We start from the raw sequence: 25,400 nt of genomic DNA, 5'->3' as shown, positions 1-25,400 counted from the left end.
AGTGTGCCGATTAACTGCCTTCTGACAGCATCGTCGCCATATAGTCGTGTACTTGGGACAAGTTATTGGGCAATACCTTGAAGCGCTCCTCCCGCTGCCAGAGATCCTGCATATGACTCGGCAGGGGAATCTCTTTTTTTGGCAGGGCCTGGGCCACGGCATCGGGGAATTTTGCCGGGTGTGCGGTAGATAAGCAAACCATGGGCTGTTCGGTGGAGTGACGCACCTGTCGTGCGGCTTCAACCCCGATAGCTGTATGCGGATCGAGCAGATATTCGCAGGAGCTGAAGGTCTCACCGATCACTTCAACCGTGCGCTTGTCATCCACCCGACTGGAGAAGAAAACTTCTCTCGCTTTGCCCAGGGCCGATTCACTCAAATGCATGGGTTGGCTGCGATCCGCCAGCAATTCAGCAACCGTCGCGCCATCGCGAACGTAGAGATCAAACAGCAATCGCTCAAAGTTGCTCGACACCATAATATCCATACTGGGAGACAAGCTGTGCACCAGAGGTTTGGGAGTGTGGTCATTGCCGCTGATGCAACGATGCAGAATATCGTTGGCATTGGTCGCAATTACCAATTGGTCGATAGGCAATCCCATCTGCCTCGCGAGGTAACCGGCAAAAATATCGCCAAAATTACCGGTGGGCACGGAGAAATTAACGGTTTTATCCGGCGCCCCCAGGCGCAGGGCAGCATAAAAGTAATAGACGATCTGCGCCATAATCCGCGCCCAGTTAATGGAGTTAACCGCTACCAGGCGGCGTCCATCGGGCAGGAATGATTGATCTGCAAAACTCGCTTTCACCATATTCTGGCAATCGTCGAAATTACCTTCGAGAGCGATATTAAATACGTTGTCCGACTGCACTGTGGTCATCTGGCGTCGCTGGACTTCAGACACACGGTTATGGGGGTGCAGAATAAAAATATCGATATTGTCGCAATGGCGGCAACCTTCGATCGCGGCCGAACCGGTATCCCCAGAAGTTGCTCCCATAACCACCACTCTTTCACCGCGCTTTTTCAGTAGGTGATCAAAGAGTTGACCGAGGAACTGCAAGGCAAAATCTTTGAATGCCAGGGTGGGCCCGTGAAACAACTCGAGCACCCACTCATTGGTATCTGTCTGCACCAGCGGGGCAATAGCCTTGTGGCGGAAGTGCTTGTAGGAACGCCCGATAATACCGCTCAGCTCTTCATCACTGAGATCATCCCCCACAAACGGCTGGATAATGCGAAAGGCCAGCTGCTCGTAATCGAGCCCAGCCATAGAGGCAATTTCCTCGCGAGAAAACTTCGGCAGAGTCTCGGGAACATAGAGGCCTCCATCGCTGGCAAGACCTGTTAGTACAGTATCGGCGAAGGAGAGAGACGGCGCGCTGCCGCGTGTGCTGACAAATTTCACAGTATTTCTTGGCTCTTATCGCTGGCTGGGGAGTTTATTGATTGGGGCACCGAGCCCGGGGTTATGTCACTCGGCGCCCGCGAGGTTTATCCGAGGCTCTCGACACGAATCCTGACGACTTCACCTTCGACCGTTTCCAACGCCTCTATTTGTGCAACCGCTTGGCGGAGGCTGGCTTCATCGGCCCGGCTGGTCAAAATCACCACCGGGACAAGTGCCTCACCTTCAACCGGTTCGTGCTGGATCAGAGCCTCGATGCTGATGCCTTGATCACTGCAAATGGTGGCCACCTGAGACATAACACCGGGCTTGTCGTGGGCGGCGATACGCAGGTAATAACTGGTAATAACATCTTCTTCCGGCAGAACCTGGGTTCCCCCTTGGTTCGCAAGAGCGACACCCGCTGCCGGCACTCTGTGCTCCGGCTTGGCCTCAAGAGTGCGGGCCACATCAACAAGATCGGCGATCACTGCCGATGCCGTGGCTTCATCGCCCGCACCAGCGCCGTAATACAGGGTTGGTCCCACAGCATCGCCGCTGACCAGCACCGCATTCATAACGCCGTTTACGTTGGCGATCAGGCGGCGCTGGGGGATTAAGGTCGGGTGCACCCGCAACTCCACGCCCTTGTCGGTGCGACGCGCAATCCCCAGATGCTTGATACGGTATCCCAGCTCATCGGCGTAGCGAATATCTTCACTACAGATCCGGCTGATGCCTTCGGTGTACACCTTGTCAAAAGCGAGCGGCATAGCAAATGCCAGGGAAGCCATAATCACCAGCTTGTGAGCAGCATCGATACCTTCCACATCAAAAGTGGGGTCCGCTTCTGCATATCCTAATGCTTGGGCCTGGGCCAGAGCTTTATCAAAGCTCCGCCCTTTTTCCCGCATCTCAGTGAGGATGTAATTGCCGGTGCCATTAATAATTCCGGCGAGCCACTGCACCTGGTTGCCCACCAATCCTTCGCGCAGGGATTTAATAATAGGAATACCGCCAGCTACTGCCGCCTCATAGGCAATGGTGACATTGTGCTTTGCGGCCAGCTCAAACAGCTCATTGCCGTGTTCGGCAATCAACGCCTTGTTGGCGGTGACAACATGCTTGCCATTTTCAATCGCTGTACGCACCAGTTCCTTCGCTACCGTGGTGCCACCGATAAGCTCCACCAAAATATCCACGTTGGGATTATTGGCGACATCGAAAATTTCCCGGGTAACGTTTATCTGGCTGGTATCACAGTGTGCGTTATCGCGGCGCGCACCTATTTGCTCAATGACCAGGGCGCGACCGCAACGGGCTGCAATTTCCCGCCCATTGCGCGCCAATACATTCACCGTTCCACTGCCGACAGTACCCAAGCCACAGATACCGATCCGCACGGCACGAGGTGCCTTTTTTACAACCACCTGAGCCTCCGCCTCCGCAGTCTCTTCCACTGTTGCGCTCACAATGTTCCTCCGCGCAACTATAAGGGCAGCGAACCAGACCGGGATCTACCCCGATTACATAGAAAGTGCCACCACAGGAAGTCGCGCAATAAATGCAAATAAAATTGACAAAAGATCATCAACCTTACCGAGCGGAACGTAAAAAAGTCAATATAATTGCGCCATAAAGGCACCGCTTCCAGCTAGAGTAGAGTCGAAACTTCTGTCACCCAAAATCACCTCTTGAAACCAACAGCGTCCTCAGTAGATGCTATAGAAGCATCTACTAGCATCAGGTAACAGCAACCTGCGAAATTGCATCCACCGCGCCTTTGCACAAAATAGGGGCGTACTGAATCCGGACTCAGATAGTGGTCGAGTAATGAAGAAAACCCTAATCCTTTATACAGGCGGAACCCTGGGAATGCGCCGAAGCGAATCGGGCTATGTGCCTGACGCCGACTTGGAAGGCGCTCTGGGCCGCCTCTTACAAGATGTTATCGGCCAGCTTCCACAATACGATTTCCAGGCACTCGACCCACTGCTGGATAGCGCCAATATGCGACCAAAGGACTGGTATCACATTGCCAGCCTGATACGCGACAACTATAGCCAGTACTCAGGCTTTTTGGTGTTGCACGGCACCGACACCATGGCCTACACCGCCTCAGCACTGTCCTTTGCCCTGCAAGGCATAGAAAAGCCTGTGGTCGTCACCGGTTCCCAGATTCCCTTGCGGGAGATGCGTAGCGACGCCTATAACAACTTAATTGCGGCGCTATTATTAAGCGGGTCCGACGATATCAGGGAGGTCTGCCTCTACTTCAACGGCAAACTTCTACGCGGCAACCGTGCAGTAAAGGTCAGCTCTGGCTCACTGGATGCTTTTAGCAGCCCCAATTACCCCTGCCTCGGGGAAGTGGGTATCCAGGTCAATATCGACCACAACGCCCTGCTGGTGCCCACCGGTGAACCGCAGTTTCAGATTCCCACCAATGCCAATGGCGGAGTGATTTTACTGAAACTATTTCCCGGTATATCTCCCTCACTGATTGAGAAAATTTTAGAGAGCCGCCCCAAGGGCCTGATTATTGAAACATACGGCACCGGCAATGCGCCGACTGACGACAGTGCATTTACTGAGCAGCTTGAGAAGGCTTCAAAGCTCGGCACTATTTGTGTAGCAGTGTCCCAGTGTTTGGAGCACCAGGTGGATCTGGGTAAATACGCTGCGGGCTCCGCACTGCTTGATGCCGGTGTTATAGGTGGTCTGGATATGACCAGCGAAGCCTGTTTTGTAAAGCTCAACCACCTATTGGCAATGGGCTATTCCGATACGGAAATTAAAACCCTATTACAGCGCCCGTTGTGCGGTGAGTGCAACCACCCCAACTGATAGAAACTGGAACTATTGGCGAAGCCATATGGCTTCGCCTTTTAAAAGGGACCGAGTGATTAACAGGGATTGAAGGGATAACCTCTATCCAGAAGCAAAATACCGATGAGCAACGATTTTTCGCAAAACCTCCGCCTTCTGTGCAGCTTCTACCCATCCATAGCCGAGGTGTGCCGGCGAATTGGGGTGAATCGTGCCCAGTTCAATAAATATCTCAACGGTAACACTCAACCCTCCCAGTATACCCTGGGAAAGATATGTCATTTTTTTGGTGTAGAGCCCCATGAAATCGTGATGCCCCACGAGCAATTCAGCCAAATTGTTCGCGTGCGCAATGTACCTTCTTCCGACAGTCTCCCAGCCAGGCCCTACAATCGCGATATTGATATCCTGATGCGGGAATCCCAGGGACGAGCCGATAAATATTTGGGTTTCTATTTTGAATATCACTATTCTATGACCTTTTCCGACCATATTATTCGCAGCCTGCTGCATATTGAGTCGGATGGTGATGGATATTACTTTCAGCGCTTCGAACGAATGCGCTACCCGGACAGGGATGAGTGGTATAAATCCCGCTATAAAGGCATGCTGCTCTTTCTTGCCGATCGTATTTTTTTAGTCGGCTATGAGTCGTTGACTCACAATGAAATCGCACAAACTATTTTATACCCTACTTATAAAAGCCGAGTCAGCTATCTATCCGGATTAAAGCTGGGAGCATCCGCCAGTGACAGGCGTGAGCCCGTCTGCACAAAAGTAGTTCTCGAATCTCTCGGTCGCAACATCAGCATAAAAAATGCACTGAAATTATGTGGTGTTTTTGGTCCTGAGTCCGAAGAGATCAACAAAAATATTCGCGAGAATATTCGCGCAACCTCTACAGAGGGGCCGCAGAGTTTCTTTGCGACACCACTCTAAAAATACTTTCCAATTAATTACTAAATTACCCCAACACGAGGCTTGCGGGAGGTGGGGATATTACCCCACCCCACACAGGCCCATATGATGAAGAGAAGAGAAACTGATGACCAACGATTTCCACACACTCAAACCAATGCCGGTTTTTAGTGCAGGTGCAGAAACCCGCTTGGAGAAAGATCTATTGGGTGAGCGCGAAGTACCGGCCGATGTCTATTTTGGCATTCAAACTTTGCGTGCTTTGGAAAACTTCCAGATTACCGGAATTACCCTGAATCACTTCCCCAATCTGGTAAAAGCACTGGCGATGGTAAAAAAAGCTGCAGCCAGCGCCAATGGACAGCTCGGCTACCTGGAGCCCAAACTGCAAGATGCCATTGCCACTGCTTGTGACGAGATTATCGATGGCAAACTGCACGATCAATTTTTGGTAGATATGATTCAGGGCGGCGCCGGCACTTCTACCAATATGAATGCCAATGAGGTGATTGCCAACCGCGCGCTGGAATTACTCGGTCACAACAAAGCCGAGTACAAAAAAGTACACCCCAACAACCATGTAAACCTGTCGCAATCTACCAATGATGTTTATCCAACCTCGATAAACCTGGCCATTCTGCTCAGCTACAGCGACCTGGTTCAGTCCATGGAGAGCTTGTGCGTTGAGTTCGACAAGAAGGCCAAAGAGTTTGCCTCAGTAATTAAAATGGGGCGCACCCAGCTGCAAGATGCGGTACCTATGACCCTGGGCCAGGAGTTTGCCGCCTTCGCCGCCACTGTGCGCGAAGATGTCGACAGAGTTAAGGAGCTGGTCGCTCTATTCAAAGAGATCAACATGGGTGGTACCGCAATCGGCACCGGCATTAATACGGACCCGGAATATCGCCAGCTGGTTGTTAACGCGCTGTCAGAAATTTCTGGCATCGATTTTGTCTGCGCAGAAAACCTGGTGGAAGCCACTTCCGACATGGGCGCCTTCGTGATGTTCTCCGGTGTCATGAAACGCATCGCCGTTAAGATCTCGAAAATTTGCAGCGATTTACGCCTGATTTCCAGCGGCCCTCGCGCTGGCCTCAATGAAATTAACCTGCCGCCGATGCAACCCGGCTCATCCATTATGCCCGGCAAGGTCAACCCGGTTATTCCCGAAGTGGTTAACCAGGTCGCCTACCAGGTGATCGGCAACGACCTCACGATTACCCTGGCTGCTGAATCCGGTCAGTTGCAGCTCAATGTAATGGAGCCAGTGATCGCCTTTAACCTGCTACAGTCCATGCGCCTGATGACCCAAGCCATGACCACGCTTGCGGATCGCTGTGTGAGCGGCATCACTGCCAACGAAGAGCACTGCCTGCAACTGGTTGAGAACAGTATCGGCCTGATTACTGCGGTAAACCCGTTTATTGGCTATGAAAATGCCACCCGCATCGCCAAGCAGGCACTAATTACCGGAGCCAGTGTGAAGCAGTTAATTCTTGATGAGGGGTTACTGAGTGAGGAGGAACTGAACGATATCCTCGCGCCGGAGAATATGACCCAGCCGAGAAAAGTAGAAATTAAAAACCCCGCTTAAAAACAAAAACCGGCGGCCTCTCGGCTGCCGGTTTTTTTAGCTATCAGCCGGGCTTAGATTCCCAGCTCTTTAAGCAGGCGATCCGGTGGTAAGTAACCGGGAACAACCCGACCATCTTCCATCACGATAGTCGGCGTACCGCGCACATCGATAGCCTCGTTGCCCAACTTGTATTGAGCTGCCACCGGGTTTGTCTTACAGACATCCAAAGGCACGTTTTCACGGTTCTTAAGTGCAGTCAGCGTCTTGTTGCTGTCTTCCGCACACCATGCAGTTGCCAGTTTGCGATATCCCAGGGAGTTAAGACCACCGCGCGGGAACGCCAGGTAGCGCACTTCGATACCGCGCTTATTCAGCTCGGGCACATCCTGGTGCAGCTTGCGGCAGTAACCGCAGTCCACATCGGTAAATACATAAACGCTTGCCTTGGTTTCACCTTTCGGGGAGAAGACAATCATATCTTCTGTATCAAGGGAGCCCATAACCGCAGCGCGGCGTGTCGCTCTACGCTGCTCGGAAAGGTTGGCAACACCGCCAGCCTTCACCTGGTAGAGATCGCCGTAAACAAAGTGATTGCCATCAGCAGAGACGAACAGGGTCGTGTTGCCGTCATCGACATCCACTTCGTAAAGCCCTTCAATTGGACTCTCCCGTACCTCTCCATAGGTTGCTTTGGGATTACTCGCCTCAAGGCGTGTCTTGATGGTTTTTACAACGTTGGTATCGACTTCTGCCAACGCTGCAGAGCCCACCAGACTGAGTAGCGCGCCAGCGATTGCCAGCGGCTTCTTGATAAGCGTCATTACCAATTGCTCCTTAAATTCTCATTGGGCTTCGACTTAATCATCGGCCTTCAGTTCCAGCCAGTATGGCAGCTCTTTGCCGCTGCGAACCTAATTGGCACGTTTTAACATATCCAGTCACCTTGGACTACGCAAAACACCGCAAGACGTGAGCGCTTTAGCGAAATTGACTGTATCCCCGCGCCAGGGCAAGCCCGTGTCCATTTATGTCAGTTAAGGCAAGCAGACCCAATCTGGGACACCAAATAAGCTGCTCGTAACCCACATACAAAAAAGGCCGAAGCGTACGCTTCGGCCTTTTTCTGCTATCAAGGAGAGCTTAGTTGAGCTTCTCTTTGATACGTGCAGCTTTACCAGTCAGGCTGCGGAGGTAGTACAGCTTGGCCTGACGCACGTCACCGCGACGCTTAACCTTGAGGCTGTCAACCATCGGGCTGTGAGTCTGGAAAGTACGCTCAACGCCAACACCGTGGGAAATTTTACGCACGGTGAAGGAGGAGTTCAGACCACGGTTGCGCTTACCGATAACCACGCCTTCGAACGCCTGCAGACGCTCACGGTTGCCCTCTTTTACTTTTACCTGAACGATTACAGTGTCGCCCGGTGCGAAGGGAGGTACTTCGCTCTTCAGCTGTTCCTGCTCCAGCTGCTGGATAATTTTGTTAGTCATTTGGATCGCTCCCAAATACAGATTGTGTAGCTTCTCAGCTAGTTCACCGAACTACTCGCGCCTCCCGGCGAATTCGGCCTCAATTTTCTTCGAGCTTCTGTTCCCGCTGGATCTCATCCAACAACAACTTCTGCTCATCGCTCAGCGCCAACCCTTGCAATAAGTCCGGGCGTCGCTGTTGCGTGCGCGCCAATGCCTGTTTCAGGCGCCAGCGGCGTATTCTTTCATGGTTGCCGGAAAGCAAAACTTCCGGTACCGCTACTCCCCGATATTGTTCCGGTCGGGTGTAGTGTGGGCAGTCCAGCAAGCCAGAGGAGAAAGAGTCCTCAACCGCCGATTGGTTGTGTCCAAGTGCGCCGGGAATCAAGCGGGTAATAGCATCCACCATCACCATAGCAGCCAGTTCGCCACCGCTGAGGACATAGTCACCAATGGACCACTCCTCGTCGATCATAGATTCGACGATACGCTCATCCACACCTTCGTAGCGCCCCGCCAACAACACCAGGTTGCCAGCTGCAGACAGCTGCTCCACTCCACCCTGATCGAGCTGTCGACCCTGGGGAGACATGTAGATACTGCGTACAGATTCACCATCTTCACCAGCCCAAGCTCGAGCAGCCTCGAGAGCCTGGTAAAGGGGCTCAGCTAACATCACCATTCCCGGTCCGCCACCATAAGGGCGATCGTCCACAGTCCGGTGCCTGTCACTGGTAAAGTCCCGAGGATTCCAACAGCGAACTTCTAAAAGGCCATCTTTCACAGCCCGTCCACTGACGCCATACTCGGTCAATGCGGCAAACATTTCCGGAAAAATGCTTACCAGAGCGATTCGTTTTGTCATCGCTCCTACGCCTTAAAAAGCCGGGTCCCAGTCGACGGTTATTACACCGACTTCCAGGTCAATATTGGTAATAAACTGATCAGGTAGGTAGGGAATCAAGCGCTCGCGCTTATCCGCTCCACCGCGCACCACCATTACATCGTTGGCGCCAGTTTCCATCATGCGAGCGACGGTACCAAAGTCGTGATCTTCGCCATCGAAATGGCTGACAACCTTTAACCCCTCGAGCTGGTGCCAGTAATACTCACCATGCTCAAGCTCAGGCATCAGTTCACGAGCTACAGCAATATCGCGCTGGCAAAGTCGAGCCGCCAAATCGCGGTCATCAATGCCTTTCACATGTACAATCAAGCCCTTGCCGTGACGCTTACCAGCGTCAATTTCGAGAGCTTCCCAACCTTTCGGCCCCTGCAAGCGCCAATTAGGGAACTGCAGGATGTTGTCCATCGGCTCGGTATAGGAGTGAACCTTGACCCAGCCGCGCACACCATAAACGGTAGTAACGCGCCCAACCGTGACCAACTCTTCGGAAGGTTTTCCGTTATCTGTCACAGGAGCACCACTTACGCGCAAATTAAGCAGATTCTTTCAGAAGCTTGCCGACGCGGTCAGAAACCTGCGCGCCACGACCCAGCCAGAAATCAACACGCTCGCGATCAACACGCAGACGCTCTTCCTGACCACGGGCAACCGGATTGAAGAAACCAACACGCTCAATAAAACGACCGTCGCGAGATTTGCGGCTGTCGGTAACGGTCAGATGATAAAACGGGCGCTTTTTAGCACCACCACGGGCCAAACGAATGGTTACCATGTAACTTTCCTATAGGTTCAACACTAGGCAACCGCACTAAGCAGTCACCACAACAACTTTTTACCGGCAGCAGGGCCGGCAGAAAGGCGGCGTATTCTAATGTACCACCCCAGATTTGTATAGGGTCGCCAAGCCGCCCGGAGAACTGCGGTTCTCTACTTCTTTTTGAGGCCCGGTGGCAGGCCTCCAGGCATACCGCCCATACCGCCAGGCATACCACCGCCCATACCGGGCAGGCCGCCGAGGCCGCGCATCATTTTGCCCATGCCGCCGCCTTTGAGCTTCTTCATCATCTTGCCCATCTGCTTGTGCTGCTTGAGCAGGCGATTCAAGTCCTGTAGCTGGGTGCCAGAACCAGCAACGATGCGGCGCTTGCGCGAACCGTTAAGAAGGTCAGGATTGCGGCGTTCGGCCGGCGTCATGGAGGAAATCAGGGCATCCATACGCTTAAATTCTTTGCCCATATCGGCCTGTTGTGCAGCCTGCGCTACACCGCCCATGCCGGGCATTTTCTCCAACAGGGAGCCAAAGCCACCCATGTTTTGCATTTGCTGCAGCTGATCGCGCAAGTCTTCCAGGTCAAAGCCTTTACCCTTCTGGACCTTCTTAACCAGCTTTTCGGCTTTCTCTTTATCAATCTTCTGCTCTGCTTCTTCAATCAGAGACAGAATGTCACCCATACCCAGGATACGGGAGGCGATACGATCCGGGTGAAAGGTTTCCAGGGCGTCGGTCTTTTCACCAACACCGATAAACTTAATTGGCTTGCCTGTGACGTGACGCACGGAGAGAGCGGCACCACCACGGGCATCGCCATCGGCCTTGGTGAGAATCACACCGGTCAGCGGCAGTGCATCATTAAAGGCACTTGCGGTATTTACCGCATCCTGACCGATCATTGCGTCGATCACGAACAGGGTTTCCGCCGGGTCCAACTCACTGTGCAGCTCACGGATCTCATCCATCAGCTCGGAGTCCACATGCAGTCGACCGGCAGTATCCACAATCAGCACATCGGCAAATTGTTTGCGGGCAGCGTCCACAGCACCCTTGGCAATATCCAGCGGTTTCTGCTCAGCTGTAGAGGGGTAAAACTGTGCCCCCACTTCACCGGCCAGGGTCTCCAGCTGTTTGATAGCGGCGGGGCGGTAGACATCCGCACTCACCACCATGACTTTTTTCTTTTCACGCTCCTGCAGGTATTTGGCCAGTTTGGCCACACTGGTGGTTTTACCAGCGCCCTGAAGGCCCGCCATCAGGATTACCGCCGGAGGTTGCACGGCGAGGTTGAGAGGCTCTGCAGCCGCACCCATCACCTTAACCAGCTCATCCTGAACAATCTTGACGAACTGCTGGCCCGGGTTGAGAGCCTTGCTAACCTTCTGTCCTACCGCAGCGGTGCGCACTTGCTGAACAAATGCCTTAACCACTGGCAGGGCGACATCCGCCTCCAACAGCGCCTTGCGCACTTCGCGCAAAGTATCGCGGATATTGTCATCCGTAAGGCGCGCTTTACCGGTAACTTTCTTTAAGGCCGCCGATAAGCGGTCACTCAGGTTATCGAACATAAATTCGTCTCGATTTCTCCGTTTACGGACTCAACCCCAGTGCGGAGGGGCGCGAAATTAGGGGGGAGCAAACTGCAACTCCCTCTCTGAGGCGCGGCAGTATAGCCCAGGTCTCGCCACAGCCGAAATATCGCAAGTCTTCCTTGTTTCAACTGGCTATGACACACTCCTGCCCTAACGCAATAATGAAGACACGGATTTACCCATGGCGGCTTTCGCCCACTGGACAGCTATCGCTCTCTACCTGGCCACAACCATAGTTGCAGGTGCGGCTCTGGCCCGAAAACAACAGCCGAATTCCAAACTGCTTCTCAGCCTTTTGGCGGGTGCACTTGTCACCCACGGAATATCCCTGGGACACGTTCTCTTTTCACCCGAAGGCTATCGCTTTGACCTGCTGGCAATGCTCTCGCTGATTTCCTGGGTAGTTAACTTTCTATTATTGATCCTGGCCGTTGGCCGGCCACTTACGCTACTTATTCTTATTTTCGCACCAGTGGGAGCCGCCACTGAATTTGCCGCATCCCATATTTGGGGCACCGTAACGCCACATCAACAGATCTCTGCCGGCATTGCGGTACACGCTCTATTGTCTATTTCTGCCTATTCGCTGCTGACCCTGGCTACCCTTCAGGCGATCTACCTCTACTACCTCAACCAGCAGCTGCACAACCACAGGCCGGTAGGCGCCACCCGTCTTCTGCCACCATTGCAGAGCATGGAATCACTGCTGTTTGGCCTGATCACTTTCGGGCAACTACTGCTCACCGCCTCCTTGCTAACCGGTTTCGTCTTTGTTGGCAATTTGTTTGAAGAGGGGCCAATACACAAAACCATCCTCTCTATGGTCGCCTGGGTTCTCTACACCATACTCCTATGGGGACACTGGAGGTTGGGCTGGAGAGGCAATACCGCTGTGCGTTGGACCTTAAGCGCTTTCGCCGCCCTACTACTTGCCTATTTTGGTAGTAAGCTGGTTATGGAAGTCATTCTCCAGCGCGGGTAATCGAATATACGACTGCAAAGCTTGCGGAGGTCGGCAATATGTTCCAATATCTCCGCTTGGAAATAAAAAGAGTTCTCCCTTGAACGAGATGCCCACGGGCCTGCTATTCGGTTTGCTGGCCCTATTGATACTGATATCCGCCTTCTTCTCCAGCTCCGAAACCAGCATGATGGCGCTTAACCGCTATCGTCTGCGGCACCAAGCCAAAAGCGGGCACCGCGGGGCAAAGCGCGCCACCGAGCTACTCGCACGCCCAGACAAGCTGATCGGCTCAATTCTAATCGGCAACAATCTCGTTAACGTTCTTGTATCCGTAATCGCCGGCTCAGTATTCGCGCAGATATACGGAGAAATACTCACCACCATAGTCTTAACTCTTGCCCTACTGATTTTTGCTGAGGTCACGCCAAAGACTATTGCCGCTCTACACCCGGAAAAAATTGCTTTCCCCGCCTCATTTATTTTGCGCCCACTGCAATGGCTGCTCACTCCCCTGGTGCTGTTGATTGGTGGCATATCCAACGGCCTGGCGCGCATGTTGGGAGTCGAAACAAAAGCGAATAGCGAAGCGGAACACCTGGCCCCCGAAGAACTCCGAACCGTTGTATTCGAATCAGGCGCCCTGCTTCCCAGCAAGCACAAAGGCATGTTGCTCAACGTGCTGGACCTGGACCAAGCAACCGTTGAAGACATCATGATTCCGCGCAATGAAGTCATGGGCGTTGACCTGGAAAACAGCGCCGAAGAGATCCTGCAGCAGCTAGCGGAAAGTTCCTACACTCGCCTCCCCGTATATCGCGGTGACATCAATCGAGTAGTAGGCATACTTCACCTGCGAAAAGCGGCGCAAATACTGCGCGACGGACCAGAAAATTTAACGGCAGCGCGGCTCAACTCCTTCACCGATGAGCCTTACTTCGTACCCGAGGCAACACCACTCCCCACACTGCTGATGAACTTCCAGAAAACCAAGCGCCGCATGGGGCTGGTAGTTGATGAGTACGGAGAGGTAATGGGTATCGTTACCCTGGAAGATCTGCTGGAGGAAATTGTCGGCGACTTCACCGCAAGTCCAGTACCCAGCGATGACGAGGAGATAGTCGCTATAGAAGATGGCTGGTACATGATCGAGGGCGGCACTTCTATTCGCGATATTAATCGCACCCTTGGCTGGGAACTGCCCACCGACGGGCCGAAAACCTTTAACGGCCTGGCAATGGAACACCTGGAGAGTATCCCCGACGGCAATATCAGCCTGTACATCCTCAATTACCTGGTGGAAATTGAGGAGGTCTCAGACAAGATGATTACCCGGGCCAGAATCAAGCGAATCGACAAGTAACGCTACAGCCGTTAATCACTCAACTTCTTCTAGCAAGCGCCTTACCGGTGCAAAGCTGGTGCGGTGTATTGGAGTGGGACCCTGCAATTGTAAAGCTTCCATATGCGCCTTGGTGGGATACCCTTTATGACCTGCAAGGCCGTAACCGGGATATTCAGAGTCCAGCACTACCATTTCCCTATCACGGGTCACCTTAGCCAAAATAGATGCCGCCCCAATTGCAGCGACACGACCATCGCCCTTTACAACGGTATCGCAAGGGTAATCCCAGTTCGGTTTTTTATTGCCATCCACCAACACAAATTCAGGCTGCACGGATAGCTGTGCAACTGCACGATGCATCGCCAGTAAACTTGCCTGCAAAATATTTAGCTGGTCAATTTCCTCAACTGTTGCACGAGCTATGGAGTAACTGAGCGCTCGCTCACAAATCTCATCAAACAACTGCTCGCGCTTTTTTTCAGTCAGCTTTTTGGAGTCGGCAAGCCCGGCGATTGGCTTGTTAGGATCAAGAATCACAGCTGCGGCAACTACATCACCAGCTAAGGGGCCGCGCCCAACCTCATCGACACCTGCAATCAAATCACCCTTGAAAGGGCAAACATAGGGGGGCAATTCTGTTTTACTACTCATAACTTATACTACTCGGCAGATTCAGGCTTAGCTTCCAGCAGCCCCACCACGGCATCAGCAGCCCGCTCAGAAGCATTGCGTCTCAACTGTTGATGCATTTCGAAAAACTCGCGCTCTAAATGATCCCCAAGAAGCGGATCTTCAAAGTACTGCATCACCGCCGCACCAAGATTCTCTGGAATAGCATCATTCTGCAAAATTTCCGGTACCAGTTCTTTTTGGGCTAGTAAATTTGGCAGCGAAACCCATGGGGTATGCAACATCCGCGAGACGATCATAGATGTCAATCTACCCAGCTTGTAGGTAACGACCATGGGCTTTTTAAGCAACATTGTCTCTAGGGTTGCTGTACCCGATGCAATGAGCACACAGTCTGCCGCAGAAACGGCTCGTCTCGATTGCCCCTCAAGTAAAGTAATAGGGAGTTCTGGATAATCTTTTAGCTGCTCTTGAATCTCATCCATACGCTGCTTGTTAGCAGCGGGAATAACAAATTTAATATCCGAGTGACGCTGGTGGCACCATCGGGCCGTCTGCAGAAACAACGGCCCCAGCATGCGAACCTCACCTCCACGGCTGCCAGGCAACAGGGCAATTACCCGGTCGTCTTTCTCAAAGCCCAATGCTTTGCGTTCGCCGGCAACATCCACTTGCAGGGGAATTTCATCAGCCAAAGGGTGGCCAACAAAGGTCACCGGTACTTGGTTATCTCGGTAGAAATTCGCTTCAAATGGAAGCAGGGTCAACATGTGATCGACAGCCCGCGCAATCTTTTTAATTCGACCCTGCCGCCAGGCCCAAACCGAAGGACTGACATAATGGACGGTGGGGATACCCTCAGCCTTGAGTGCAGCCTCAAGAGTCAATGTAAAGTCCGGGGAATCTATACCAATAAATAGATCGGGAGGGTTATCAGTAAAGTGGCGACGGAGAGATCTGCGGATTTTCAACAGTTCCGGAAGGCGCTTCAAAGGCTCTACCAGCCCCATTACCGACAGCCGCTCCATAGGAAATAAACTTTTAGCACCCAGTTCCAGCATGCGCGGCCCGGCAATCCCCTCAAACTCTACATTGGGAAGCCGAGTTTTTAATGCGGCCATCAAACCAGAACCGAGGATATCTCCTGACGCCTCACCGACAACGACACCAATTCGTATCGGCTTATTTTTTTCTGACACGCCTAAATCCCTCCTCTTGGGGAGCTGTTTACGTTGGAATTAAATGGGAGTTGCATAAAGTGCAATCGGAGCCGCACGAAACAGCTCCAAAGAGAAGTGAATTAGCGAACAATGCCGCGAGTGGAAGACTGCAAAGACTCTATCCACGGCTGAATAACTGGAGATTGTTCGCGCAACTCCATCAAGGCCTGCAGCGCCTCTTGCATAGTAAGACCGCGACGATAAACGGTCTTGTAAGCTTTATTGATCAGGGCAATATCTTCTCTAGAAAAGCCCCGTCTGCGCAGCCCTTCTGAGTTAATGGTCTTTGCTTCGGCAGGGTTTCCGGCAACCATAACATAAGCAGGAACGTCTTTACCGATAGCAGCGCCCATTCCCAGGAAAGCATGCTCTCCCACAGTACAGTTCTGGTGAACCAAACTATAACCACTCAGAATCGCCCAGTCCTTAACAACAACATGACCGGCCAAACCACAGTTATTCACCATAATAGTGTGATTGCCAACAACACTATCGTGGCCAATATGGGCATAGGCCATGATCAGGTTTTCGTCACCAATAGTGGTCTCACCTCGGTCCTGAACGGTACCACGGTGGATCGTAACCCCCTCGCGAATCACGTTATTGTCGCCAATAACGAGTGTCGTCTCTTCACCACGATACTTTTTGTCCGGGGTATCCTGCCCTACGGAAGCAAACTGGTAGATTCGGTTGTTCTTCCCCAGTTTGGTCGGCCCACTAAGCACCACATGAGAGGCAATATCACAGCCATCACCTATCTCTACGCCGGCTCCAACAATGGTGTAAGCACCAATACTCACCCCGGAACCAATTACTGCCGTAGAGTCGACAATAGCTGTAGGGTGGATACTTGTCTGCATTCTGGGATCTACTCCTCGGCATTAATCGTACTGGGTAACCTGTACCCTTAAAAACAAAGGCTACCCGGAAAATCCTGAATCTAACTCTCCAGCGAGCTTTACAGAATTACTGAACCTTTTTGACGGCACATAGGATATCAACAGAAGCTGCCAGCTCGCCATCAACACTGGCTTTACAAGCGAATTTCCAGATATTTCTGCGAACAGATACCGCTTCAGACTCGAGCTCAAGACGATCACCTGGGATCACCTGACGCTTAAAGCGCGCCTTATCAACCCCACCGAACAGATACAGATATCCATCTTCCGGTTTTTTGCCAAACGTTTTAAAGCCGAGGATTCCCGAGACCTGAGCCAGGGCTTCAACAATCATCACTCCCGGGAAAATAGGCATTTCCGGAAAGTGGCCATTAAAAACTTCTTCATTTCCAGAAATGTTTTTATAGCCTTTTATATACTTCCCTTCTTCGAGTTCTACTACACGATCCACCAACAAAAAAGGATAACGGTGCGGCAGATACTCGCGAATTTCACGTACATCCATCATTCCAAATGCCCCCAGAAACCACTTCGGGGCGTAAAACGCCCCGAAAACAACAAAGCCAAATTAATTAATAACTAAAGTTCAATCGTCTGTCCCACTCTTTTGGGACAGTGCCTGAACCTGTTTTTCCAAATCTTTCAATCTGCGCGCCATTTGATCCAACTGACCAAAACGCACAGCATTACGACGCCAGGTAGAACTATCGGCAAAGGATAGCGCTCCAGAGTAGCTACCAGTATCCTTTATCGACTTAGTAACAAACGTGTTACCCGACACCTGACTGCCATCTGCAATCGTTATGTGCCCGTTAATACGGCTACAGCCACCGAGAAGACAATGCTTCCCTATCTCAGCACTACCGGCAATTACGGCACACCCGGCTATGGCCGTGTAGTCACCAATCTTCACATTGTGCGCGATTTGGACCAGATTGTCGATCTTGACTCCTCGCCCAATCACCGTATCGCCCAAAGCCCCACGGTCTATACAGGTATTGGCTCCAATTTCCACATCTTCGCCAATTTGCACTCCACCAAGCTGGTGAATTTTCACCCAGCTGCCTTTATTGGGCGCAAACCCGAAGCCATCGGCTCCAATAACCGTCTGGCTGTGAATAATACCGTGTGCACCGATAGAGCAGTTATGATGAAAAACAACGCCGGCATACAGGCGTGTTCCTGCACCGACTAAACTGCCCTCGCCAACATAGCAGTTAGCACCAACAATCGCTCCAGGCTCCAATTTTGCGTAGGCCTCGACCACAGAGCCGGGCCCCACACTGACACCAGCACCAATCTCTGCCGTGGGGTGAACCACTGCAGAGGGGTGAATACCAATAGGTGCTTCAGGAGTTGTATCGAACAGGGCTGTTGCTCGAGCAAAGGCCAAGTAGGGGTCCGCAACACATAAAGCCGTTACCGGGCACTCTTCAACAAACTCTTCCGATACCAGCACTGCGGCAGCTTTGGTCGTTTTCAGAAAGCGTCGATAATTAGGGCTTGCGAGGAAAGCCAAGTGCTCTGCACCGGCATCCTGCAGTGTATTTAAACCCTGAACTTTTTGATTGGAATCTGAACCGGGCGCCAACCGCAAGTCGGCCCCCAGCTCTTGCGCCAACTGGGCAAGAGAAAAGCTATCTTTCATATAAGACTATCGACTTACTTGGCTGCGTTCATACGCTTAACAACAGCCTCTGTGAGGTCGACGCTAGGACTTACATAGTAGGCAGTATTGGAATCCAGCACTACGTCAAGCTTCTGCTCTTTAATCAGTGCGTCCAGGGCATCTCTGGCCTTTGGTCCCATAGAAGCCTGGATCTCTTGACCCACTTGAGCTTCCATTGCACGCAATTTTTTCACCGTTGTCTCAAAATCTGAGCGCTGGAAATTCATCTTGCGCTGGTACTCAGTCTTTTGCTCATCGGACCAGGTCACACTATTTTTCTTGGCATCTTCAGCCATTTTTTGCAGTTCAGAACGAATTGACTCGGCACTGCTCTGCAGCTTCGAATATTCAGAACTGGTCTTCAAGGAGTTAACCTTGGTTTTCGCTGCATCTGTGCTCATGATCGCAGCTTGTAGGTTAAGTACCGCAACCTTGGTTTGCGCCAGCGCTGCGCCGGACAAGGTCATACCTGCAAGTAATACTGCAACAATTTTTACATTCTTAAGCACGTCGGTCTCTCCAATAGATTTTATTTTAATTGCGCTGATATACGCCTAATTCATTTTATCTGACAAATTTAGAAGCTGTTACCCAGAGTGAACTGGAATACTTCCACATCGTCATCATCATTTTTCTTAAGAGCTTTCGCCAAACTGAATGTCAGCGGGCCAAAACCGGTAATCCAGGTCAAGCCTATCCCCGCAGAGACATTCATCTTACCAAAGTCCACATCGTAACAGTTGATTTGGGTATCACCACAGCTGGTATCGAATACATTACCCGCGTCAACAAAGAAAGCGGTTTGTAAGGAACGCTGATCTTTAACAAAGGGCAATGGGAAGATTACCTCTGCACTACCTTCAATCAGGATATTACCGCCAAATGGATCGGCGTCATCGTAAGAGCTAACTACTAAATCGCCATCATCGTCGACAAAATAACAATACTCTGTAATCTCCCCGTCCTCAGTGGCACAGCCAAGAGCCGAATAGTATTCATAAGGTGTGGAACGAGGGCCTAGAGTGTTACGCTCAAATCCGCGTACGGAGCCAAAACCACCTGCGTAAAAGTTCTTAAAGAAAGGCAACTCATCAAGATCACCAAATCCATCGCCATAACCCAATCGGGTTCGCAAGCGCAAGGTAAGGCTCTTAGTCAGTGGTCGGAAATACTGTCCGGTGTAAACCAGCTTGTAATATTCGAGGTCACTGCCGGGAACGGTAAATTCCAAAGAGAGATTCTGTGAGGCTCCTCGAGTCGCTAAAACTCCTCTGTTCAAGGTGGAGCGGGCGTAGGATGCTGTTAAAGCAACATTGTCAAACGAGTCTCCGTAGCGATCGATAAATCCGTCAAAAGTAGTATTAAACTGACTATCGTCAATATCCATCGCAAGATCGAGGGTCTCATCTTCTGCAAGAGCTTCCAGAATCAAATCATAGTTATCTTCTGTAATTCCCTTCAGGGCGACTCCATCAAGAAGGCTTGGGCTTGATGCAATCTCCTGGACAGTACCTGAGCCGGTAGATAACTCGAGGTGGTTAAAGCTCACATTAAGGCCGACACGAGATATTTCCGACATCGGGTAACCAAAACTAACACCACCACCATAAGTCGTGGTGTTGTAGTCAGAAAGGTTAACTTCGGAGTAATCATTCTCTGTGTAGAAGACATTAAAGCCGCGGCTCACACCATCCGGTGTAAAATAAGGGTCAAGGTAAGAGAAGTTCACAGAAGTCTGGTAGGTGGAGGCATTCATCCCAATACCTACGGATTTACCGGTACCTAACCAGTTATTTTCCTGGATATTGGCTCCCAGTACCAAGCCACTACTCTGGGCCCAACCAATTGTGCCGCCGATAGACCCTGAAGGCTGCTCTTCAACCGTGTATTCAACGTCAATTTGATCGGATGTACCCGGTACCTCTGAGGTTTCCACCTCAACTTCTTTGAAGTAGCCCAGGCGTTCAAGACGGACTTTAGACTGCTCTATACGGGCAGAGGAAGCAGAGGCTGACTCCATCTGACGCATCTCGCGGCGCAAAACCTCATCTGTGGTGCGAGTATTTCCTCGGAAGTTAATTCGACGAACGTAAGCCCGCTTGCCGGGGTTGATAAAGAAGGTAATTTTTACCGTTTTCTCTTCTTTATTCGGCTCAGGGATACCATTAACCTCAGCAAAGGTATAACCCTCATTCCCCAGGCGCTTGGTAATATAATCCGAGGTTGTTGTCATCCGAACCTGGGAGAAGGTCTGCCCTTCCCGTACCAGTAGCAAACGCTTAACTTCTTCCTCAGGAACTACAGGATCACCGGCCAGATCCACTTCACTAATGGTGTAAACATCGCCCTCAAATACATTGACGGTAATAAAAACACTCTCTTTATCGGGGCTCAAGGAGACCTGGGTGGAGTCAATTTTAAAATCCAGGTACCCACGATCCAGATAATAGGATTCGAGACGCTCCAGGTCGCCGGTCAATTTCTCGCGGGAATACTTGTCATCACTGCGCAGCCACGACAACCAGCCGGTGGTTTGCAGCTCAAAAATCTCTCCAAGCTCTTCATCGGAGAACGCTTTGTTACCCACAATATTGATGTGCTTAATCGCGGCTACTGAGCCTTCATCAACAATTACGCGAAGCTCGACCTGGTTGCGTGGCAACTCTTTTACTTCAGTTTTCACACTGGCGTCATAGCGCCCCTGGGCAACATATTGACGCTGCAGCTCCTGAGCCAACCCCTCTAGGGTTGCGCGCTTGAAGATCTGCCCCTCTGAAAGGCCATTATCCTGCATGCCTTTCAACAGGTCTTCTGTCGCAATCGCCTTGTTGCCCGTAATTTCGATCTTGGAAATTGCAGGTCGCTCACGCACAGTAATGACCAGGACACCATTTTCCTGGCCTATTTGAATATCCTCAAAGTAACCTGTGCGAAACAGTGCCCGAGTGGCACTCTGGATTTCCAGAGTCTCCACCTCATCCCCTACTCGCACAGGGAGAGCTGAGAATACGGTACCGGCAGAGACGCGCTGCAGCCCTTCCACACGGATGTCATCAACTACAAATGACTGTGCTAAAGCACTGAGAGGCAGTGCCAGGCTAAGAGAAGCCGCTTTCAGGAAATGTTTCATCTACTAATTCCAGGTGTTTTTATTCGCAATCCAGGAGTTACAACGCAAACTAGCGCCCCGCTCCCCCAGAATCAGAGGGTTGCCCCTCTACCATGTAATCAACATCGGGCCGGTCTGAGGTGCCGGACACCTTAGTTGTTTCAACTTTCACTACCTTCAAGTATCCAAGGCGCTCAAGACGCACTTTGGATTGTTCTATACGCGCAGAGGAAGCCAAAGCTGACTCCATCTGGCGCAGTTCACGCCGCAAGACTTCATCTGCGGTGCGAGTGTTCCCGCGAAAACTAATACGTCGCACATAAGTGCGCTTTCCCGGATCAATAAAGAAGGTAATTTTTACTGTACTTTCTTCTTCATTGGCCTCAGGAACACCATTCACTTCGGCAAAAGCGTAACCTTTGTTACCCAAGCGTTTAGCAATATAGTCTGAAGTGGTCGTCACCCTCGCTTGGGAGAACCGCTGACCTTCTCGTACCAATAGCAGGCGGTTGATTTCCTCCTCCGCTACTATCGGGTTTCCAGCAATTTCCACCTCACTAACCGTGTAAACACCACCCTCAATCACGTTAACGGTAATGAATACACTTTTCTTGTCCGGCCCTAGAGATACCTGTGTCGAATCAATCTGGAAATCAAGATATCCACGATCCAGGTAATAGGACTTTAAGCGCTCCAAGTCACCAGTGAGTTTCTCACTAGAATACTTATCATCACTGCGCAACCAAGAGAGCCAGCCTGTAGTTTTAAGCTCAAAAATCTCTTCCAGCTCTTTATCAGAAAAGGCACGATTTCCTACAACATTAATATGCTTAATCGCAGCAACAGCCCCTTCATCAACAGCAACCCGTAGTTCAACCTGGTTGCGCGGCAGCTCCTTGAGCTCCGCTTTAACACTGGCGCCATATCGACCCTGCGCCACGTACTGGCGTTCAAACTCCTGGGTCAACCCCCTGAGGGTCGAACGCTTTAGGATCTGGCCTTCGGCGAGACCGTATTCCTGCATCGCCTTCAGTAGATCCTCAGTGGCAATCGCTTTGTTTCCTGATATATCTATCTTTGATATAGCCGGTCGTTCTCTCACGGTAATAACAAGAACGCTGTTTTCGTGGCCAATCTGAATATCTTCAAAAAAACCTGTACGGAACAATACTCGGGTTGCATCCTGAATCTCGCCAGGCTCAACTTCGTCGCCTACCCGAATAGGAAGCGCTGAAAAAACTGTACCCGCAGAAACCCGCTGTAACCCGTCTACTCGGATATCGCTGAGAACGAACGACTGTGCCAAAGCGCTGAGAGGCAGCACCAGGCCCAGAAAGATCGCTTTCAGCAAATACTTCATACCGCTTCCGAGTCGCTTTTACTCACAACAAAATCGTGCCAAGACAAAACGTCTCACACGTATAAAAATCTCACTCACATTATCAGCCCGGAAAAAAGTTAATCCAGGGCACTACAAACGTAAAATATCGTTGTACAGAGCCAGCCCCATAATGCAGAGCACCAGGGCCATGCCCACTTGTAAACCAATCACCTGCACCCTCTCTGAAACAGGGGACCCCTTGATCGCCTCAATACCGTAGTAAAGGAGGTGACCACCATCGAGTACCGGGATAGGCAACAGATTGAGTACACCAAGACTAATACTGAGCAACGCCAGCAATGACAGGAATGACTGCCATCCCGCTTCCGCGGAAGTACCCGCCACTTTAGCAATGGTAATGGGGCCACTCAAGTTTTTGGTCGAAAGTTGACCAAATAATAGTTTCTTCAAGCTATTCAGGGTAAAGACTGTTTTATCCCAGGTCTCCTGCAAGCCCTTTACTAAAGCGCCGCCCACCCCATAGTGGTAAATCCGTACTCGATCATCGGGCCAAGTCTCTGATACCGGCTGCACTCCGACCTGCCCTATGGTTTCACCACTATCCAGCTTGATCTCCGCCGGTGTTACGGACACCGTCAGCGGTTCGCCTCCACGCTCGACAGTGATATCCATTGGAACACCAGCGCGGGCTCTCACATAATCGGTCCAGCTTTGAAAAGATGAAAAGTCACGGCCATCGGTCGAGACAATCTTGTCTCCAGCCTTGAGTCCAGCTGAGGCTGCCGGACTCCCCTCCACTACATTATGAAGAGTCATACTCACCGGTGGAGTCCAGAGCTGCAGTCCAATCTCCCCGAGCGGATCGGGAACTTCACGGCCGGCAAGCCAGCGATTGATATCCGCCACCATATGGTATTCGAGGTTGGAATCCGGATAGCGCACAGAGAATTCTATGGTGCCACTATCACCCAGGCGGTTTGCCAGGCGCCAATTGAGGGCCTGCCAAGTGGGGGTAGCCTCACCATCAACAGCAACAATTTCCTGCCCGGACTCAAGGCCTGCCGACGCAGCAATACTCCCGGGCTCAACGGATTTCACAATAGGAACGGGGCCCGCTGTTCCACCGAGGAACACAGCCCAGAAAAAGACTACCGCCAAAAGAAAGTTAGCGGCAGGGCCGGCAGCGGCAATCGCCATCCTCGCCCATACGCTCTTGCGGTTAAACGCCTGATCCAGCTCTTCAGCCGCTACAGGCCCCTCGCGCTCATCGAGCATTTTTACGTAACCACCGAGGGGGATAGCGGAAATAGTGAATTCGGTACCGTGGCGATCATAGCGGGAGATCAACCGGCGGCCGAACCCCACAGAAAAGCGTAGCACCTTAACACCACATAGACGTGCTACAAGAAAATGCCCAAACTCGTGGAAAGATACCAGTACACCGAGAGCCACCAAGGCCCAGATTACCGTCTGAATTAGATCCATACTCAGCTACAACTTCTTGTCATACGCAATTTAGCGGCCATTATACGCCGGGCAATGTGTTTAGAGGGCGGCAAGCGCCTGCTTGGCCAGTTCTCGCGCATTGAAATCAATGGCTTCGACTGCCTCGAGCCCCGACAGTTCAACAACGGGAGCCCTATTCATCACTTTTTCTATCACTAATGCAATATCAGTAAATGCTAAACGTCCCTCCAAGAAGGCTTCTACTGCAATTTCATTCGCTGCATTTAAGACTGTTGGAGCACTTTTTCCCTCATTTACAGCCTCTCGCGCCAAACGCAGACAAGGAAAACGATTAAAATCCGGGGCCTCAAAATCTAGCCTGCCTTGCGCAATCAGGTCCAAAGCCGGCACCCCTGCATCAATGCGCTGGGGAAAAGCCAGGGCATGGGCAATAGGCGTGCGCATATCCGGATTACCCATCTGCGCCAGTAAAGAGCCATCCCGGTACTGTACCATCGAGTGAATAATACTCTGGGGGTGCACGACTATCTCAATCTGCTCAGGGCGCGCATTAAACAAATAGCACGCTTCTATAAATTCGAGCCCTTTATTCATCATTGTGGCGGAGTCAACAGAAATCTTCCGGCCCATCGACCAATTGGGGTGTGCACAAGCTTCATCCGGCGTCACCGCCCCCAACTCATTCGCAGCCCGTGTGCGAAATGGCCCGCCCGAACCCGTAAGCAGTATTTTTTCCACGCCCGCAGCTCCGAGATCCTCACAGGGGAATGGCAAACATTGAAAGATTGCATTGTGCTCACTATCAATCGGCAACAGTTGCGCACCACTCTTATTCAAGGCCCTCTGAAATATTGGGCCCGCCATAACAAGCGCTTCCTTGTTCGCCAGTAACACTTTCTTGCCCGCGTCTACTGCCGCCAAGGTTGGGCGCAATCCCGCAGCCCCTACAATCGCCGCCATGACTGTATCGACCAGAATATCGGAGGCAACACGACACAAACCCTCCACCCCACTTAGGACTTCCGTATCCACTTCATCGCCAAGCAGTACTCGCAACTCTTCAGCTCGCGCCTCATCGACAACAACAGCATATTGAGGCTTAAACCGCCGACACTGCTGAGCAAGGTCGGCAACCCTTTCACGGGCGGTAAGGGCAAAAACAGAATATTTTTCCGGGTGTCGCGCCAACACATCCAGAGTGCTCACGCCGATCGAACCAGTGGAGCCGAGAACGGTAATTTGTTGCGGGGGAATTACTTGCATAGGCCCTTTTCGTACCTCTGATAGCAATATTGCTGCCACCA

Annotated in this window: 22 protein-coding genes and 1 pseudogene; 5 read left to right on the top strand and 18 right to left on the bottom strand. The window is 51.6% G+C overall.

From position 1 onward, the window contains the following. Positions 1–10: 10 nt before the first annotated feature. Both thrC and ACJJIR_RS06065 read right to left on the bottom strand, forming a co-directional pair. Entirely contained in the window at positions 11–1,411 is a 1,401-nt protein-coding gene (thrC, locus tag ACJJIR_RS06070) for a threonine synthase (RefSeq protein ID WP_444907656.1), read from the bottom strand. 86 nt (positions 1,412–1,497) lie between these two features. After that, positions 1,498–2,820: a homoserine dehydrogenase gene (locus ACJJIR_RS06065; RefSeq protein WP_444908404.1), complete on the bottom strand. Its 1,323-nt coding sequence runs from the start codon at positions 2,818–2,820 to the stop codon at positions 1,498–1,500. A 403-nt stretch (positions 2,821–3,223) separates the two neighbouring features. On the opposite strand from ACJJIR_RS06065, the gene ACJJIR_RS06060 reads away from it, so the two are divergent. The 3 genes from ACJJIR_RS06060 (at position 3,224) to aspA (ending at position 6,731) form a co-directional block, all read left to right on the top strand. Beyond that, entirely contained in the window at positions 3,224–4,237 is a 1,014-nt protein-coding gene (locus ACJJIR_RS06060) for an asparaginase (RefSeq protein WP_444907655.1), read from the top strand. Positions 4,238–4,342: 105 nt separating this feature from the next. Next, positions 4,343–5,158 (top strand): helix-turn-helix domain-containing protein, encoded by an 816-nt coding sequence (locus ACJJIR_RS06055; RefSeq protein ID WP_444907654.1) that lies wholly within the window; start codon positions 4,343–4,345, stop codon positions 5,156–5,158. A 106-nt stretch (positions 5,159–5,264) separates the two neighbouring features. Further along, complete coding sequence (aspA, locus tag ACJJIR_RS06050; RefSeq protein ID WP_444907653.1) at positions 5,265–6,731, top strand: aspartate ammonia-lyase; 1,467 nt, start codon at positions 5,265–5,267, stop codon at positions 6,729–6,731. 53 nt (positions 6,732–6,784) lie between these two features. On the opposite strand, the gene ACJJIR_RS06045 is transcribed toward aspA, so the two are convergent. From ACJJIR_RS06045 to ffh, 6 genes are all read right to left on the bottom strand, one after another. Further along, positions 6,785–7,534, bottom strand: a complete 750-nt coding sequence (locus ACJJIR_RS06045; protein ID WP_444907652.1) for a DsbC family protein — start codon at positions 7,532–7,534, stop codon at positions 6,785–6,787. 319 nt (positions 7,535–7,853) lie between these two features. Then, the gene (gene rplS / locus ACJJIR_RS06040; protein ID WP_282934563.1) at positions 7,854–8,210 is read right to left on the bottom strand and encodes a 50S ribosomal protein L19; all 357 of its coding nucleotides are present in this window, start codon (positions 8,208–8,210) and stop codon (positions 7,854–7,856) included. A 73-nt stretch (positions 8,211–8,283) separates the two neighbouring features. Next, positions 8,284–9,048, bottom strand: a complete 765-nt coding sequence (gene trmD / locus ACJJIR_RS06035) for a tRNA (guanosine(37)-N1)-methyltransferase TrmD (protein ID WP_444907651.1) — start codon at positions 9,046–9,048, stop codon at positions 8,284–8,286. A gap of 12 nt (positions 9,049–9,060) precedes the next feature. Then, the gene (rimM, locus tag ACJJIR_RS06030) at positions 9,061–9,600 is read right to left on the bottom strand and encodes a ribosome maturation factor RimM (RefSeq protein WP_108735295.1); all 540 of its coding nucleotides are present in this window, start codon (positions 9,598–9,600) and stop codon (positions 9,061–9,063) included. Between the two features lie 22 nt (positions 9,601–9,622). Continuing rightward, on the bottom strand, positions 9,623–9,862 hold the full coding sequence (gene rpsP, locus ACJJIR_RS06025) for a 30S ribosomal protein S16 (protein ID WP_108733998.1): 240 nt from the start codon (positions 9,860–9,862) through the stop codon (positions 9,623–9,625). A 155-nt stretch (positions 9,863–10,017) separates the two neighbouring features. Beyond that, positions 10,018–11,430 (bottom strand): signal recognition particle protein, encoded by a 1,413-nt coding sequence (gene ffh / locus ACJJIR_RS06020; RefSeq protein ID WP_444893186.1) that lies wholly within the window; start codon positions 11,428–11,430, stop codon positions 10,018–10,020. A gap of 205 nt (positions 11,431–11,635) precedes the next feature. On the opposite strand from ffh, the gene ACJJIR_RS06015 reads away from it, so the two are divergent. Both ACJJIR_RS06015 and ACJJIR_RS06010 read left to right on the top strand, forming a co-directional pair. Then, positions 11,636–12,436: a cytochrome C assembly family protein gene (locus tag ACJJIR_RS06015; RefSeq protein ID WP_108734000.1), complete on the top strand. Its 801-nt coding sequence runs from the start codon at positions 11,636–11,638 to the stop codon at positions 12,434–12,436. Between the two features lie 79 nt (positions 12,437–12,515). Next, positions 12,516–13,778, top strand: a complete 1,263-nt coding sequence (locus ACJJIR_RS06010) for an HlyC/CorC family transporter (RefSeq protein ID WP_444907650.1) — start codon at positions 12,516–12,518, stop codon at positions 13,776–13,778. Positions 13,779–13,793: 15 nt separating this feature from the next. On the opposite strand, the gene rnhB is transcribed toward ACJJIR_RS06010, so the two are convergent. The 10 genes and pseudogenes from rnhB to ispC form a co-directional block, all read right to left on the bottom strand. After that, positions 13,794–14,411, bottom strand: coding sequence for a ribonuclease HII (gene rnhB, locus ACJJIR_RS06005; protein WP_282933664.1), 618 nt, complete (start codon positions 14,409–14,411; stop codon positions 13,794–13,796). Positions 14,412–14,419: 8 nt separating this feature from the next. Continuing rightward, positions 14,420–15,589: a lipid-A-disaccharide synthase gene (lpxB, locus tag ACJJIR_RS06000; RefSeq protein ID WP_444907649.1), complete on the bottom strand. Its 1,170-nt coding sequence runs from the start codon at positions 15,587–15,589 to the stop codon at positions 14,420–14,422. 101 nt (positions 15,590–15,690) lie between these two features. Then, on the bottom strand, positions 15,691–16,470 hold the full coding sequence (gene lpxA / locus ACJJIR_RS05995) for an acyl-ACP--UDP-N-acetylglucosamine O-acyltransferase (RefSeq protein WP_444896539.1): 780 nt from the start codon (positions 16,468–16,470) through the stop codon (positions 15,691–15,693). 106 nt (positions 16,471–16,576) lie between these two features. Beyond that, complete coding sequence (fabZ, locus tag ACJJIR_RS05990) at positions 16,577–17,017, bottom strand: 3-hydroxyacyl-ACP dehydratase FabZ (RefSeq protein ID WP_108734005.1); 441 nt, start codon at positions 17,015–17,017, stop codon at positions 16,577–16,579. Positions 17,018–17,095: 78 nt separating this feature from the next. After that, on the bottom strand, positions 17,096–18,157 hold the full coding sequence (lpxD, locus tag ACJJIR_RS05985) for a UDP-3-O-(3-hydroxymyristoyl)glucosamine N-acyltransferase (protein ID WP_444907648.1): 1,062 nt from the start codon (positions 18,155–18,157) through the stop codon (positions 17,096–17,098). A 14-nt stretch (positions 18,158–18,171) separates the two neighbouring features. Further along, positions 18,172–18,687, bottom strand: coding sequence for an OmpH/Skp family outer membrane protein (locus ACJJIR_RS05980; protein WP_413662813.1), 516 nt, complete (start codon positions 18,685–18,687; stop codon positions 18,172–18,174). Positions 18,688–18,755: 68 nt separating this feature from the next. Further along, entirely contained in the window at positions 18,756–21,308 is a 2,553-nt protein-coding gene (gene bamA / locus ACJJIR_RS05975; RefSeq protein WP_444907647.1) for an outer membrane protein assembly factor BamA, read from the bottom strand. A 61-nt stretch (positions 21,309–21,369) separates the two neighbouring features. Beyond that, positions 21,370–22,647: pseudogene (gene bamA / locus ACJJIR_RS05970) on the bottom strand (outer membrane protein assembly factor BamA); the annotation flags it as partial. Between the two features lie 111 nt (positions 22,648–22,758). Further along, positions 22,759–24,114: an RIP metalloprotease RseP gene (gene rseP, locus ACJJIR_RS05965; RefSeq protein WP_282933671.1), complete on the bottom strand. Its 1,356-nt coding sequence runs from the start codon at positions 24,112–24,114 to the stop codon at positions 22,759–22,761. A 60-nt stretch (positions 24,115–24,174) separates the two neighbouring features. Next, positions 24,175–25,359 carry a 1-deoxy-D-xylulose-5-phosphate reductoisomerase gene (gene ispC / locus ACJJIR_RS05960; RefSeq protein WP_444907646.1) on the bottom strand — a complete coding sequence of 395 codons (1,185 nt, stop codon included), beginning with the start codon at positions 25,357–25,359 and terminating at the stop codon, positions 24,175–24,177. Positions 25,360–25,400 lie beyond the last annotated feature (41 nt).

This window comes from Microbulbifer maximicatervae (SeqCode) (assembly GCF_052467385.1).
This window is presented reverse-complemented; position numbering and strand designations above follow the sequence as displayed.